We start from the raw sequence: 12822 nt of genomic DNA, 5'->3' as shown, positions 1-12822 counted from the left end.
ATCAGGGCTCCAGCTTTCGGGCGGTCAGGATGACAAAGGCCTGCGCCCATGGGTGATCGTCTGTCATCGTCAAATGTATGTCGATGGCGTGGCCTTCCGGCGCAAGGGCGTCAAGCCGCGCCTTGGCACCGCCGGTGAGCTGTAGCGTCGGCGCGCCTGACGGCAGATTAACGACGCCGATGTCCTTCATGAACACGCCGCGCTTGAACCCGGTGCCCACCGCCTTCGAGAATGCTTCCTTGGCCGCGAACCGCTTGGCCAGGGTGCCGGCGATCGTGTGCGGCCGGCGCGCGGCTTTCGCCCGCTCGACGTCGGTGAACACGCGCTGCAGGAATTTGTCGCCCCAGCGATCGAGCGAATTCTGGATCCGCTCGATGTTGCAGAGATCAGATCCGATGCCGACGATCATCTTGCCGCGTCCATTAGCTCGCGCATTCGGCGGACGCTTGCATCGAGGCCGGTGAAGATCGCTTCGCCGATCAGGAAATGGCCTATGTTGAGCTCGGCAACCTGCGGGATTGCGGCGACAGGCACGACATTGTCGAAGGTCAGGCCGTGGCCGGCGTGCGGTTCGATCCCGTTCTTGACGGCGAGCGCCGCGCAATCGGCGATACGCGTCAGTTCATTGGCGCGCGCCTCCCCGTCGAGATGCGCATACCGGCCAGTATGGAATTCGACGACGGGCGCGCCCAGACGAACGGCAGCTGCAACCTGTTCCTCGGACGGCTCGATGAAGAGGCTGACGCGAATGTTCGCCGCGCCCAGCTTGTCCACGAAATAAGCGAGATGATTGTGTTGTCCCGCAGCGTCCAGGCCACCTTCGGTCGTGCGCTCCTCGCGCTTTTCGGGGACGATGCAGGCGGCGTGCGGCCGGTGTCGCAGTGCGATTTCCAGCATTTCCTCGGTCGCTGCCATCTCTAGATTCAGCGGCAGGTCGATCTCGGCCATCAGCCGGTCGATGTCATTGTCGGTGATGTGCCGCCTGTCCTCGCGAAGATGCGCGGTAATGCCGTCCGCGCCCGCCTTGGCCGCCAGGATCGCCGCGCGCACCGGATCGGGATGATCGCCGCCGCGCGCGTTCCGGATCGTCGCGACATGGTCGATGTTGACGCCCAGCCGCAGCTTCATCGCCTGCACGCCACGGCTGATAGCAGATCGAAGGCGAAGCCTTTATTTTCCCATGGGTCCCCGAGGTTCGTCGGCCGGTGCCTGCTGAACATGATCAGCCCGCGCCCGCTTTCGGGGAGCAGATAGTTGCGAAGCTCGATGCCCCCGACCAGCCCCTGGCGTTCGACGATCCGGACCGGCTTGCCGCAGCCCTTCAAACTCGACGGATAGATCCACTGGTGGAAGCCATAGAAGCCGTTGGACTTGTCGCTCTTCCACATCGTTTCGCGAGCCGACCGCGGCAGCAGCCGTCCACCGAGGAGGGCATGATCGAATTTCCAAAGGTCTGCGATTGTGCCGTAGGCGCCGCCCGAAGCGCCGTAGACGCCAAGGTTCAGAAGCGCGTCCTCCTTCGAAAACTCGCCATTGGGACGAACATGGCTTGCGGCAGGCTGGTCGACCCTGAAGATCCCCACGCTGCGCATCCCGAGGGGCTCTGAGAGGCGCTCCTGTAGCAGCCGCGCGAAGGGCTTGCCCGTAACCCTCGCCAGTACCTCGGCCAGGACGATGCTGTCGCAATTGTTATATTCAAATTTGGCCGGCGGCTCGGCGCGCGGCTTGCCGGCGCAAAAGGCGCCTGCGCTGATTGCGGGCGCGACCGCGCCGCTGCGGTAGAAAGCCGGTACCCCGTCAGGATCCGCCTTGCTCTCGTCGGGCTGGGGAAGGCCGCTGTTATGAAGCAGCAGGTCGCGAATTCGGATCCTGGATGCTGCCGGCGCCTTCCAGTCGGGCCAATATCGGGAAACGGGAGCATCGAGGTCGAGGCGGCCTCGCGCGACCTCCTGCATGGCGAGAACAGCGGTCAGTTGTTTCGTGATCGATGCCCAGCGCCATATTGCGCCTGGCTGCACGGGATTTTTGCCCAGGGTCAGGACTGAGCGGCTGCCGTCCTTCTCTCCGATCAGGATTGCGCCCTCGAAAGCTGCCTTGTCTGCGCGGGACCGCACTTGCCGGACGACACTGTCCGACGGAGTTGCGGCGGCCTGCCAGGGCGCGGCCGTCACGATAATCGAGATGCCAATTAATGTGCCGCGCTTCATGCTGCGGCGCGGCTCCCCGGCTTCACGGCAGGAATTGCGGCGAGCTCCGGCGGCACGGAGTCCGCTTCGTATGTCGGCACGTCGATCCGGATCAGCGGATGGAATGGGACACCGAGATCGGTCTTGCCGCTGGAGCGGTCGACCAGCGCTGCCTCAGCCAGCACTTCGCCGCCCGTGGCGCGCACCGCCTCGATCGCCTCGCGGGAGGAAAGGCCGGTCGTGACCACGTCCTCGACCATCAGGACCCTGGTGCCGGAATCGATGCGGAAGCCGCGCCGGAGCTCGAATATGCCCTGCGGCCTTTCGAGGAACATCGCCGGCCTGCCGAGTGCCCGTCCCATTTCATGGCCGATGATGACCCCGCCCATGGCCGGCGAGACGACCGCGTCGATCCGCTCGCGCAGGTCGGCGGGAAGCTTGGCGGCCAGCGCGCGCGCCAGCCGCTCCGCCCTCGCCGGATCCATCAGCACGCGCGCGCATTGCAGGTAGCGCGGGCTGCGAAGACCGGAAGACAGGATGAAATGGCCTTCAAGCAGCGCGTCGGCGGCGCGGAACTCTGCGAGGATCTCGTCGTCGGTCATTGCCGCTCCGGCTGTTGTCAGGATGGCGCAATAGGCCGCGCGAACACGTGCTTCAACACCTCCTCCAAGTCCCGCTTGAGGCTCTGTAAAGCCGCGCCTATAGAGCGGCCCAAACACGGGATCGCGGCACCTCGCGCTCCCAGTCCCAACGACCGCAACCGGGGTGAAGATGAGATTGATTGGATGGGCGATCGCCTTGGCCGCGGCCGGGCTTACACCTGCAGCGGCCCAGACGCCGCCCGCGGCGGCTCCGGCTGCTGCCGCGCCTGCTCCAAGCGCCACACCTCCGGGCGGAACTGCCCAGAACGCCGTACAGGCGGATGCGCCGACGGCTCCTGTTTCGGAACAATCCGCCGCAGCGGGCCCGACCACGATGGCTACGCCGCCAAACAGCCTGGGCGCCTACAAGGAGACGCCGGCCGCCAAGGATCTTGGCGTTCCCATCCTAGGCCGGAAAGGCATTCAGGAGCAGGTGACGCCGATCGGCGAGGAGGCCGCGTCCTTTCATAACAACTGGCTGCTGCCGCTTTGCGCGATCATCAGCGTGTTCGTCCTCGGGCTGCTGCTGTGGACGATGATCCGCTATCGCCGCGGCGCGAATCCGACGCCTTCGCGTAATTCGCACAATACGGCGGTCGAGGTCATCTGGACCCTGGTGCCGGTGCTGATCCTGGTCGCGATCGCAATCCCGTCGATCCGGCTCCTTCGCCACCAGTATACGCCGCCGCCGGCGGACGTGACGATCAAGGTCACGGGCCACCAATGGTACTGGAGCTACGAATATCCCGATCATGGGGTCAACTTCGACAGCTACATGCTGAAGGAAGCGAATGATCCGACGCGGCAGCCAAACCAGAGGGCGCGTACGGATGCGGACGGACCGCCGCTTCTGGCCGTCGACCAAAGGATCGTCATCCCGCAAGGCAAGGTCGTGAAGTTCCTCGTCACCGCCGACGACGTGATCCACAGCTTCGCCGTCCCGGCCTTCTGGCTGAAGATGGACGCGAACCCCGGCCAGCTTCACGAGACCTGGGCCAAGGTCGACAAGCCGGGCGTCTATTTCGGGCAATGCTCGGAGCTTTGCGGCGCGCGCCATGCCTTCATGCCGATCGCGGTCGAGGTTGTGCCGCAGGCGCAATTCGCCGCCTGGGTCGCGTCGAAGGGCGGTGCCATGCCCGGGTCGAAGCCGGCGGCTGCGCCCGCGGCCGCTCCGTCTACCGAAGCTGCCGCCACCGCACCGAACACGGCAGCGGCCATCGAACAGCCTGCGACCAACCAGCCCGCGACCGCACAGAATTAGGACCCGAAAGCGTATCCATGAGCACCACCGCCGACTCAATGCATCTCCGGCCGCACGAAGCGCATGACGCGCATCACGACGCCGACCATAAGCCGAGCTTCTTCGTCCGCTGGTTCATGTCGACGAACCACAAGGACATCGGCACGCTGTACCTGATCTTCGCGATCATCGCGGGGGTCATCGGCGGCGCGATCTCCGGCATCATGCGCTGGGAGCTGATGGAGCCGGGCATCCAGGTGCTCAACAAGGCCTGGCCGATCGGCGCGGGCACGGCGAACTTCGACGAGTGGACGCACCACTGGAACGTGCTCATCACCGCGCATGGACTGATCATGGTCTTCTTCATGGTCATGCCGGCGATGATCGGCGGGTTCGGCAACTGGTTCGTGCCGCTCATGATCGGCGCGCCGGACATGGCGTTCCCGCGCATGAACAACATCAGCTTCTGGCTGCTCGTTCCGTCCTTCCTGCTGCTTCTCGGCTCTTCGTTCGTGTCGGGTGGCACCGGCTTGGGCGCGGGCACCGGCTGGACGGTCTACGCGCCGCTATCGACCTCGGGCTCCGCGGGCCCCGCGGTCGACATGGCGATCTTCTCGCTTCACCTTGCGGGCGCGAGCTCGATCCTCGGAGCGATCAACTTCATCACCACCATCTTCAACATGCGCGCGCCGGGCATGACCCTGCACAAAATGCCGCTGTTCGTGTGGTCGGTCCTGGTGACCGCGTTCCTGCTGCTGCTGGCGCTGCCGGTGCTCGCCGGCGCCATCACCATGCTGCTGACCGACCGCAACTTCGGGACGACCTTCTTCGACGCTTCGGGCGGCGGCGACCCGGTGCTTTACCAGCACCTCTTCTGGTTCTTCGGCCACCCGGAGGTCTACATCATGATCCTGCCGGGCTTCGGCATGGTCAGCCAGATCGTCGCGACCTTCAGCCGCAAGCCGGTCTTCGGCTATCTCGGCATGGCCTACGCGATGGTCGCCATCGGCGTCGTCGGCTTCGTCGTCTGGGCGCACCACATGTTCACCACGGGCATGAGCGTCGACGAGAAGATGTACTTCACGGCGGCAACCATGATCATCGCGGTCCCGACCGGCGTGAAGATCTTCAGCTGGATCGCCACCATGTGGGGCGGCTCGCTGACATTCGAGACGCCGATGCTTTGGGCGATCGGCTTCATCTTCCTGTTCACGGTTGGCGGCGTCACCGGCGTCGTGCTCGCGAACGGCGGCGTCGATAACTACATGCACGACACCTATTACGTCGTCGCGCACTTCCACTACGTGCTCAGCCTCGGCGCGGTCTTCGCGCTGTTCGGGGCCTTCTATTACTGGTTCCCGAAAATGAGCGGGAAGATGTACAACGAGTTCCTCGGGAAAATTCACTTCTTCCTGATGTTCATCGGCGTGAACACCGTCTTCTTCCCGATGCACTTCCTGGGGCTCGACGGCATGCCGCGGCGTATCCCCGACTACACGCCCGCCTTCACCGAATGGAATCAGGTCGCGACCTATGGTTACATGATCACCATCGCCGGCGTGGCGGTGTTCTTCATCAACCTGTTCTGGTCGCTCGCGGCCGGAAAGAAGGCTCCCGCGAACCCGTGGGGCGAGGGTGCGACGACGCTCGAGTGGACGCTCAGCAGCCCGCCGCCCTTCCACCAGTTTTCGACGCTTCCGCGGATCGACTAGGCGGTCGTTCGGGGGAAATACTGGCACGCGGAACCGCAGGCGCGGTTCCGCGTTCCCGCCCTCAAATGCCCGAAGAAATCGAAGCCCGTTATTTCGCCGATCGCGAGCTTCACGAGCGAGCGATGAGCGACCGCGCAACCCACCCGAAGGTGGCGGAAATCCACAGCGAAATGGCCGAGCGCTACGAGGCCCTCGCTTTAGTCTTCGGCGGGAAGCAGCCCAACGATCCTAGCTCGCTTTAGGCGCGAGCATTACTTCGCAGCGGGTGCATCGATCCGCGATACCTTGCTGATCTTCACTGGCGGGTCGAGCATCTGACCCTTTAGCGGACCGTCGCCCTTGGTCGGCGACAGGGGTGCATCGAAGATCGTCTTCGCGACATCCATTCCTTCGACGACATGTCCGAACACTGCGAAGCCGTTCGCATCGCCGCCCGGTCCGCCGGCGTCCAGGCCGGGAATGTCTGACATCACGATGAAGAAGCCGGCGGTTGCGGTGCCGGGCCCCGCATTGGCCATGGAGACTGCGCCCGCCACATGCTTGAGGCCGGTTTGCGACGTCGGTTCGTGAGCGACCGGCTTGTACAGCTTGCGGGCGTCGCTGAGGATGCCGCCCTGGATCAACCCGCCTCCGCCCTCTTGGTGCATCGCGCGGTAAAAGGTCTCGCCATCGAAGCGGTGGGTATCAACATACTTCAGGAAGTTGGCGGTCGTAGCCGGCGCGTGCCCTCGATCGAGCGCGATGACCATCCTGCCCAGGCTGGTTTCGATCGCGACCGGCACGAGGTCTTCGGCCGGCGAGGCGGCTTCCGCTACCGCCGCCGGCGCGGCTTGAGCGAGCAACGGAGCTGGCAGGGCCGCGAGCAGCGCGGCGGCGAGGATACGCATCGTCATGGCGCGGGCATAGCAAGGCTATGCTGAACGTTTCCAGGCGGTCTTTTCCTCCCTCGGCCAAGCCCTTATAGGCACCCGCAAATGCCCGCCATCGAGATGACCAACCCAGCCGCTTTGCCGGCGGACTGGCGCGACATACTCGCGCTGACCAAGCCGCGCGTGATGAGCCTCGTTGTGTTCACAGCACTGTGCGGACTGCTGGTTGCTCCGGCTCTTCCGCCGCTGGTGCTGGGCTTCACAGCGATCCTGTGCATCGCGCTCGCCGCGGGCGCGTGCGGAGCGCTCAATCAATGGTATGAGGTCGAGCTGGATGCAAAGATGCGGCGTACCGCCAAGCGGCCGCTCCCGGCCGGGCGCATGGACCGTCAATCCGCTCTGCATTTCGGCGTCGGACTCGCCGGCTTTTCCGTCGTCCTGATGGGGCTGGCGACCAATTGGCTGGCGGCAGTCCTCCTCGCCGCGTCGATCCTTTTCTATGTCATGATCTACACCGTCTGGCTGAAGCCGAGGACGCCCCAGAACATCGTCATCGGCGGAGGTGCGGGTGCCTTCCCGCCGCTCATCGGCTGGGTTGCCGCGACGGGCCAGGTCAGCGCGCTGGCCATACTCCTGTTCGCGATCATATTCCTGTGGACGCCGCCCCACTTCTGGGCGCTGTCCCTGTTCGTACGCTCCGACTATGCCGCCGCCGGAATCCCGATGCTTCCGGTAGTGAAGGGCATCGAGCCCACCCGGCGTCAGGTCTTCCTTTACAGCCTGCCGATGGCCGCAGCCGCGATCGCGCCCTGGCCCCTTGGCCTGGCGGGTCCGATTTACGGAGTGTGCGCAATCATCCTGAACTTCGTCTTTCTGGTGCTCGCCGCGCGCGTGCTGGCCAATCGCTCCACCGACCCAGCTCAAATGGAGCCGGAAAAGCATTTGTTCGCTTTTTCGGTCTTCTACCTGTTCGCCCTGTTCACTGTCCTCGTCGCGGACCGCTGGATCGCATGATGAGGCACGAAGACGAGGTCGTCCGCCGCCAGCGCGAGCGCGCGCGCATACTGGCGCTGCTGTTGGGGGCCTTCGTCGTGCTGCTGTTCTTCATCACCATCGCGAAGACGGGGATGAACTGGTGACCGCCATCGCGCAAAGGAACACGCGGACTGCGCTCCTGATGGCGCTGCTGGTCGCGGCCATGGTTGGCCTCGCCTTCGCGTCGGTGCCGCTCTACCGGATGTTTTGCCAGGTCACCGGCTTCGGCGGAACTCCGCAGCGCGCCGAGAAAGCACCGGGCGCCGTGGCCGGCCATATCGGCGTTCGCTTCGATGCCAACGTGGATAAGGGCCTTCCGTGGCGGTTCGAGCCGGTGCAGGAGACGGTTCGCGTCGCGCCGGGCGCCAGGACGCAGATCTTCTACCGCGCGAAGAACCTGACTGCCCGGGAAATCACCGGTCAGGCGGTCTTCAACGTGAGTCCCACGCAAGCCGGCAAATATTTCAACAAGATCGAGTGCTTTTGCTTCACCGAGCAAACGCTGAAGGCCGGTGAGTCCGTCGATATGCCGGTGATCTTTTACGTCGATCCCGCCATCCTCAACGACGAGGACACGAAGGACATCGACGAGATCACGCTCAGCTATACATTTTACCCTGTGGAAAGTGGCGGAACAGCCCGCTAGAGCCGCCACAAAGGATCAAGAGGAAAGCCCACGAATGGCCGCGACGAAGAACCATGATTATCATTTGGTCGATCCAGATCCGTGGCCGCTTATCGGTGCGGTCTGCGGCGGACTCCTGTTCAGCGGTCTCGTCATGTGGTGGCACGAAAATCCCTACGGGAAGTTCGTGTTTGCGCTCGGCATCCTCGGCGTGCTGGTCACCATGTACAATTGGTGGTCGAACACGATCCGCGAAGCCCACACCGGCTACCACACGCCCGTCGTCCAGCTTCATCTTCGCTATGGGATGATCCTTTTCATCGCCTCCGAGGTGATGTTCTTCCTTGCCTGGTTCTGGGCCTTCTTCGATTCCTCACTCTTCCCGTCCACCGTCGACGCGGTCGGTGGGCAATGGCCGCCCAAGGGAATCGAAGTCCTCAATCCCTGGGGTTTCCCACTCCTCAACACGATGATCCTGCTCTGCTCGGGCACGACCGTCACATGGGCGCACCACTCGCTGATCCACGGCGATCGCGACGGGCTCAAGCTCGGGCTGTTGCTGACGATCCTGCTGGGGCTGCTGTTCAGCAGCGTCCAGGCTTACGAGTACATCCACGCGCCGTTTGCGTTCAAAGGCAATATCTACGGCGCCACCTTCTTCATGGCGACCGGCTTCCACGGCTTCCACGTGATCGTTGGAACGATCTTCCTCAGCGTCTGCCTGTTCCGGGCCATGAAGGGCGACTTCACGCCTCGGCAGCATTTCGGGTTCGAGGCGGCCGCCTGGTACTGGCATTTCGTGGACGTGGTGTGGCTGTTCCTTTTCACCTCCATCTACCTGTGGGGCGGCTGGGGCGCGCCGACCCACGGCTGACAAGGTCATGAGCGAACCGTCGCTCGCGGCGGCGCTCACGGGCTGCTGTCCCCGCTGCGGCGCTCGCACCCTCTTTCAGGGCTGGGTTCGCTTCGCTTCGAAGTGTCGCTCTTGCGCCCTGGATTTCGCGGACTTCAACGTTGGGGACGGCCCGGCGGCTTTCCTGATCCTAATCGTGGGGGCGATCGTGGTCGTTTGCGCCCTGGTGCTCGATGCGGCCGTCGAGCCGCCGATCTGGGTGCATCTGATTTGGATTCCGGTGGCGACGGGCCTGACTGTCGGGGGCCTGCGGGTCGCGAAGGCATGGCTGCTTGGACAGGAATACAGGCATCGCGCTCGCGAGGGCAGGATCGCAAAATGATGCGGCGGCTCGCCATTCCGACGATCATTGTCGCGGCCTCCGTCGCACTCATGGTCGCGCTCGGAATCTGGCAGCTCCACCGCGCGGCGTGGAAGGAAAGTCTGCTGGCGCGCTATGATCAGGCGCAACGCCTGCCACCGATCACCTGGCCGACCACTCCTCTAGCCGACGATCAGCTTCCTCTGTTCCGGCATGCGACCGGGGTGTGCTTGAGTCCGGTCGGCAAACGTGCCGTCGCCGGCCACAGCGTAGGCGGCGAGCCTGGCTATGTGCAGGTGATCGATTGCAGCACCGGGGCCGAGGGGCCCGGCATGAGTGTGGAAGTCGGTTGGTCGAAAAACCCGAACGCAATCACGAGCTGGCGCGGCGGCCCGGTCAGCGGGATCATTGCACCAGATTCGCGCACGCGCATGCGCCTGGTGGCCGCGTCACCGGCTCCGGGGCTGCAGCCGAGTGCGCCGCCTTCGACCGCTGCGATCCCGAACAATCACCGCCTTTATGCAATCCAGTGGTTCAGCTTCGCTACAATCGCGCTCATTATCTATGGGATGGCGGCCAGGAAGCGGCTCAAACAGGAAGCGCGACCGAAGTGATGCAGCTCAGCACTCTTAGCAACGGACTTCGCGTGGTCAGTCGCGAGATGCCGGGATTGGAGACGGCGGCTCTCGGCCTCTTCGCCTCGTGCGGAGCTCGCGATGAGCCGGCACATCTGAACGGCGTCGCGCATATTTACGAACACATGGTGTTCAAGGGCGCAGGAGAGCGTTCCGCCCGCGAGCTCAATGAGGCTATCGAGGATGTCGGCGGCGAGTTGAACGCCTGCACTGAGCGGGACGGCACCTCCTACACCGCTGCCGTTATGGCGGAGCATGTCCCGCTCGCGATGGAGTTGCTGTCGGACATCATCCTTCGCGCTCGCCTGAACGCGGATGATCTTGAGCGCGAGAAAGAGGTCGTGCTGCAGGAGCTGGCTGAAGTCCTCGACACGCCGTCGGACCTCATTTTCGACGAGCTGTGGGCCGCCTCGTTTGTCGATCAGCCGCTCGGGCGCTCAATCCTTGGTGACGAAGCGAGCATCCGACGGATAAGCGCCGCCGATCTCCACGACTGGCGCGATCGGAACTATCGGGCCGGCGATCTGATTGTCGCCGCGGCCGGCAAGGTCGTCCACGACGATCTCGTTCGCCTTGCCGATGAGCATCTGGCCCACTTGCCGGAAGGCCAGGCCGAGCATGGTACTGGCGCTCATTTCACCGGCGGTGTTCGCGTCCGACGGGGCGCCAGCGAACAGGCGCAGATCACGTTCGGGTTCGAAGGCCCGGCCGAACGCGCTGACGATTATTTTGCATGCCGGCTGTTCGCCGATGTTCTCGGCGGCGGCGCGTCCTCTCGCCTGTTCAACGAAGTGCGCGAAGAGCGGGGACTCGCCTACACGGTCAGTTCGTCGGTTCATCCCTTCACGGATACCGGGCTGCTTTACGTGCATGCCGCCACCTCGCCTCGCGAGGCCGCAGCCGCGTCGCAACTGATCGAGGAGATATTGGACCAGAGCGTCGATACGATCACTCAGCGCGAGCTGGACCGGGTACGCCGGCGCGCGGCCGCCGGGTTGATGATGCACCTGGAGACGCCATGGGGACAGGCGTCCTATTGCGCCCGCCAGCTTGCGGTTTACGGCCGGCTGGTCACGCCTACGGAGGTCCTGGACCAGCTCAATGCCGTCACGCTGGAGCAGGTTCGGACTGCGGGGGCGAAGATGCTCTCAGGTCCGCGGGCGACCGCTACCATCGGCGTACCAGCCGTCCGCGCGGCGTGAGCGAACTGACCACTCTCGTCGCTGAGCCCTGGGACGACTGGGAGCTGGTCGATTGCGGCAACGGTCAAAAGCTCGAACGCTACGGGAGGTTCAAGGTCGTCAGGCCCGAGCCTCAGGCGATGTGGCCTCCAGCGCGTGACGACTGGGACCCCGACGCGACCTTCACTCCCGGATCCGACGAAGAAGGCGGCGGACGCTGGACTCAGCACCGACAGATGCCCGCTCAATGGGAGTTGTCGCGCGGCGGCGTCAGGTTCGCGGCGCAACTGACGCCTTTCCGGCATCTGGGATTCTTCCCGGACATGGCGCCGCAATGGGACTGGATGCGGGAGCGGTCCGACGACGCCGAGGTGCTCAACCTCTTCGGCTACACCGGTGTCGGCAGCCTCCAGCTGAGTGATGCAGGCGCACGCCTCGTCCATGTCGATGCCTCCAAGAAGTCGGTCGAATACGGCCGGGAGAATGCGCGACTATCCGGGATGAGCGACCGCCCGATCCGCTGGATCGTCGACGATGCATCCAAGTTCACCGCCCGCGAGGTGAGGCGCGGACGGCGATATGACGGGATCCTGCTCGATCCGCCCAAGTTCGGACGCGGACCCGATGGCGAGATTTGGCGACTCGAGGAGAATTTGGCTCCGCTGCTCGCCGACTGCCGCAAGCTGCTCGACGAGCGCAGTCGCTTCCTTGTGCTCACCGTCTATGCGGTGCGCATGTCGGCGCTCGCGATTGGGGAGCTTGTGAAGCAGGTGCTCGACGACCTCGGCGGATCGGTCGAGATGGGTGAGATGGCTGTGCGGGAAGAGGCGAGGGGCTTGCTGCTGCCCACGGCAATCTTCGCGCGTTGGTCGAAGGACTAGGTGCGGCCAGCGCGGATCGCAGCGCCCGCAACGAAGGGTGCTCCAGCCGTGAGCACCAGCGAGACGGCGACTTCGAGCAAGAGCGCATCGCCGACCGCGAAGATCAGTAAAGGCACCGCAAGCGGCAGTAGCAGCAATCCCGCGAGCGCTCCGGCACGCGGCAACCCAGCGGTGACCGCCGCCACCGCGACCGCGAGCGAAGCGAGGCCGGGCGTTCCGACGGCAAGCGCCAGCAGCGCCTTGCCGACGCCTGGCCTATCCATCGCCAACAGGGCCGAGGCGGGAATTGCAGCGATAAGCAGCAGCGGCCCGAAGGTCAGCCAGTGCGCCACGATCTTGGTGAAGGCGATGCTTTCTTCGGCAAGGCCGTGAATCGCGAGCTGGTCGAGCACACCGTCAGCGCGGTCAGGCTCGATCAGCCGTTCGATTGGCAGGAGCGCCGCCGTCAGTGCCGCGATCCACAACGCCCCAGCCGCGATGCGTGACAGGAGTTTCGCGTCGGGACCGATCGCGAATGGCACCAGCGTTGCGACGAGAAGGAAGAATGCGATCGGCAGCCATGCTCCTCCTGTGAACCCGCGCCGAATATCGCGGACCATCAGC

General features: G+C 64.5%; 17 protein-coding genes. 11 read left to right on the top strand and 6 right to left on the bottom strand.

The annotated features are described in order from the left end of the window. Window position 1: 1 nt before the first annotated feature. The 4 genes from acpS to pyrE are packed head-to-tail and all read right to left on the bottom strand — an operon-like array spanning window position 2 to window position 2788. Window positions 2-409 carry a holo-ACP synthase gene (gene acpS, locus LZ538_RS04010; protein WP_249830696.1) on the bottom strand — a complete coding sequence of 136 codons (408 nt, stop codon included), beginning with the start codon at window positions 407-409 and terminating at the stop codon, window positions 2-4. Then, window positions 406-1128, bottom strand: a complete 723-nt coding sequence (locus LZ538_RS04005) for a pyridoxine 5'-phosphate synthase (RefSeq protein ID WP_249830695.1) — start codon at window positions 1126-1128, stop codon at window positions 406-408. Before LZ538_RS04005 ends, acpS begins: the two co-directional genes overlap by 4 nt. After that, entirely contained in the window at window positions 1125-2207 is a 1083-nt protein-coding gene (locus tag LZ538_RS04000) for a serine hydrolase domain-containing protein (RefSeq protein WP_249830694.1), read from the bottom strand. The genes LZ538_RS04005 and LZ538_RS04000 overlap by 4 nt, the downstream gene beginning before the upstream one ends. After that, window positions 2204-2788 (bottom strand): orotate phosphoribosyltransferase, encoded by a 585-nt coding sequence (pyrE, locus tag LZ538_RS03995; RefSeq protein ID WP_249830693.1) that lies wholly within the window; start codon window positions 2786-2788, stop codon window positions 2204-2206. The genes LZ538_RS04000 and pyrE overlap by 4 nt, the downstream gene beginning before the upstream one ends. Window positions 2789-2957: 169 nt before the next feature. On the opposite strand from pyrE, the gene coxB reads away from it, so the two are divergent. The 3 genes from coxB (at window position 2958) to LZ538_RS03980 (ending at window position 6021) form a co-directional block, all read left to right on the top strand. Then, a complete protein-coding gene (gene coxB, locus LZ538_RS03990) occupies window positions 2958-4088 on the top strand; it encodes a cytochrome c oxidase subunit II (protein ID WP_249830692.1) in 1131 nt (376 codons plus the stop codon). A 17-nt stretch (window positions 4089-4105) separates the two neighbouring features. Further along, the gene (gene ctaD, locus LZ538_RS03985) at window positions 4106-5779 is read left to right on the top strand and encodes a cytochrome c oxidase subunit I (RefSeq protein WP_249830691.1); all 1674 of its coding nucleotides are present in this window, start codon (window positions 4106-4108) and stop codon (window positions 5777-5779) included. Between the two features lie 65 nt (window positions 5780-5844). After that, window positions 5845-6021 (top strand): hypothetical protein, encoded by a 177-nt coding sequence (locus LZ538_RS03980; protein WP_249830690.1) that lies wholly within the window; start codon window positions 5845-5847, stop codon window positions 6019-6021. Window positions 6022-6030: 9 nt separating this feature from the next. Here the strand turns inward: LZ538_RS03980 and LZ538_RS03975 are convergent, their stop codons facing one another. Beyond that, complete coding sequence (locus tag LZ538_RS03975; RefSeq protein WP_249830689.1) at window positions 6031-6672, bottom strand: peptidylprolyl isomerase; 642 nt, start codon at window positions 6670-6672, stop codon at window positions 6031-6033. Window positions 6673-6753: 81 nt separating this feature from the next. On the opposite strand from LZ538_RS03975, the gene LZ538_RS03970 reads away from it, so the two are divergent. The 8 genes from LZ538_RS03970 to LZ538_RS03940 are packed head-to-tail and all read left to right on the top strand — an operon-like array spanning window position 6754 to window position 12219. Then, window positions 6754-7662 (top strand): heme o synthase, encoded by a 909-nt coding sequence (locus tag LZ538_RS03970; RefSeq protein ID WP_249830688.1) that lies wholly within the window; start codon window positions 6754-6756, stop codon window positions 7660-7662. Then, window positions 7659-7787 (top strand): hypothetical protein, encoded by a 129-nt coding sequence (locus tag LZ538_RS13195; protein ID WP_283937545.1) that lies wholly within the window; start codon window positions 7659-7661, stop codon window positions 7785-7787. The genes LZ538_RS03970 and LZ538_RS13195 overlap by 4 nt, the downstream gene beginning before the upstream one ends. Before the next feature lie 38 nt (window positions 7788-7825). Next, the gene (locus tag LZ538_RS03965; protein ID WP_249830835.1) at window positions 7826-8329 is read left to right on the top strand and encodes a cytochrome c oxidase assembly protein; all 504 of its coding nucleotides are present in this window, start codon (window positions 7826-7828) and stop codon (window positions 8327-8329) included. Between the two features lie 34 nt (window positions 8330-8363). Next, window positions 8364-9182, top strand: a complete 819-nt coding sequence (locus LZ538_RS03960; RefSeq protein ID WP_249830687.1) for a cytochrome c oxidase subunit 3 — start codon at window positions 8364-8366, stop codon at window positions 9180-9182. A 7-nt stretch (window positions 9183-9189) separates the two neighbouring features. Next, window positions 9190-9543: a DUF983 domain-containing protein gene (locus LZ538_RS03955; RefSeq protein WP_249830686.1), complete on the top strand. Its 354-nt coding sequence runs from the start codon at window positions 9190-9192 to the stop codon at window positions 9541-9543. After that, window positions 9540-10136, top strand: coding sequence for an SURF1 family protein (locus LZ538_RS03950; RefSeq protein ID WP_249830685.1), 597 nt, complete (start codon window positions 9540-9542; stop codon window positions 10134-10136). Before LZ538_RS03955 ends, LZ538_RS03950 begins: the two co-directional genes overlap by 4 nt. Further along, on the top strand, window positions 10052-11359 hold the full coding sequence (locus tag LZ538_RS03945) for a M16 family metallopeptidase (protein WP_249830684.1): 1308 nt from the start codon (window positions 10052-10054) through the stop codon (window positions 11357-11359). The genes LZ538_RS03950 and LZ538_RS03945 overlap by 85 nt, the downstream gene beginning before the upstream one ends. Beyond that, window positions 11356-12219, top strand: a complete 864-nt coding sequence (locus LZ538_RS03940) for a class I SAM-dependent methyltransferase (RefSeq protein ID WP_249830683.1) — start codon at window positions 11356-11358, stop codon at window positions 12217-12219. The genes LZ538_RS03945 and LZ538_RS03940 overlap by 4 nt, the downstream gene beginning before the upstream one ends. Here LZ538_RS03940 and LZ538_RS03935 read toward each other — a convergent pair. Next, window positions 12216-12818: a heme exporter protein CcmB gene (locus LZ538_RS03935; RefSeq protein WP_249830834.1), complete on the bottom strand. Its 603-nt coding sequence runs from the start codon at window positions 12816-12818 to the stop codon at window positions 12216-12218. The two genes, LZ538_RS03940 and LZ538_RS03935, sit on opposite strands and share 4 nt — an antisense overlap. Window positions 12819-12822 lie beyond the last annotated feature (4 nt).

Origin of the sequence: Sphingomonas hankyongi (assembly GCF_023516575.1) — a bacterium.
Lineage (GTDB): Bacteria > Pseudomonadota > Alphaproteobacteria > Sphingomonadales > Sphingomonadaceae > Sphingomicrobium > Sphingomicrobium hankyongi.
The sequence above is the reverse complement of the archived record's forward strand: the minus strand, read 5'-3'. Positions and strand labels throughout refer to the sequence as shown.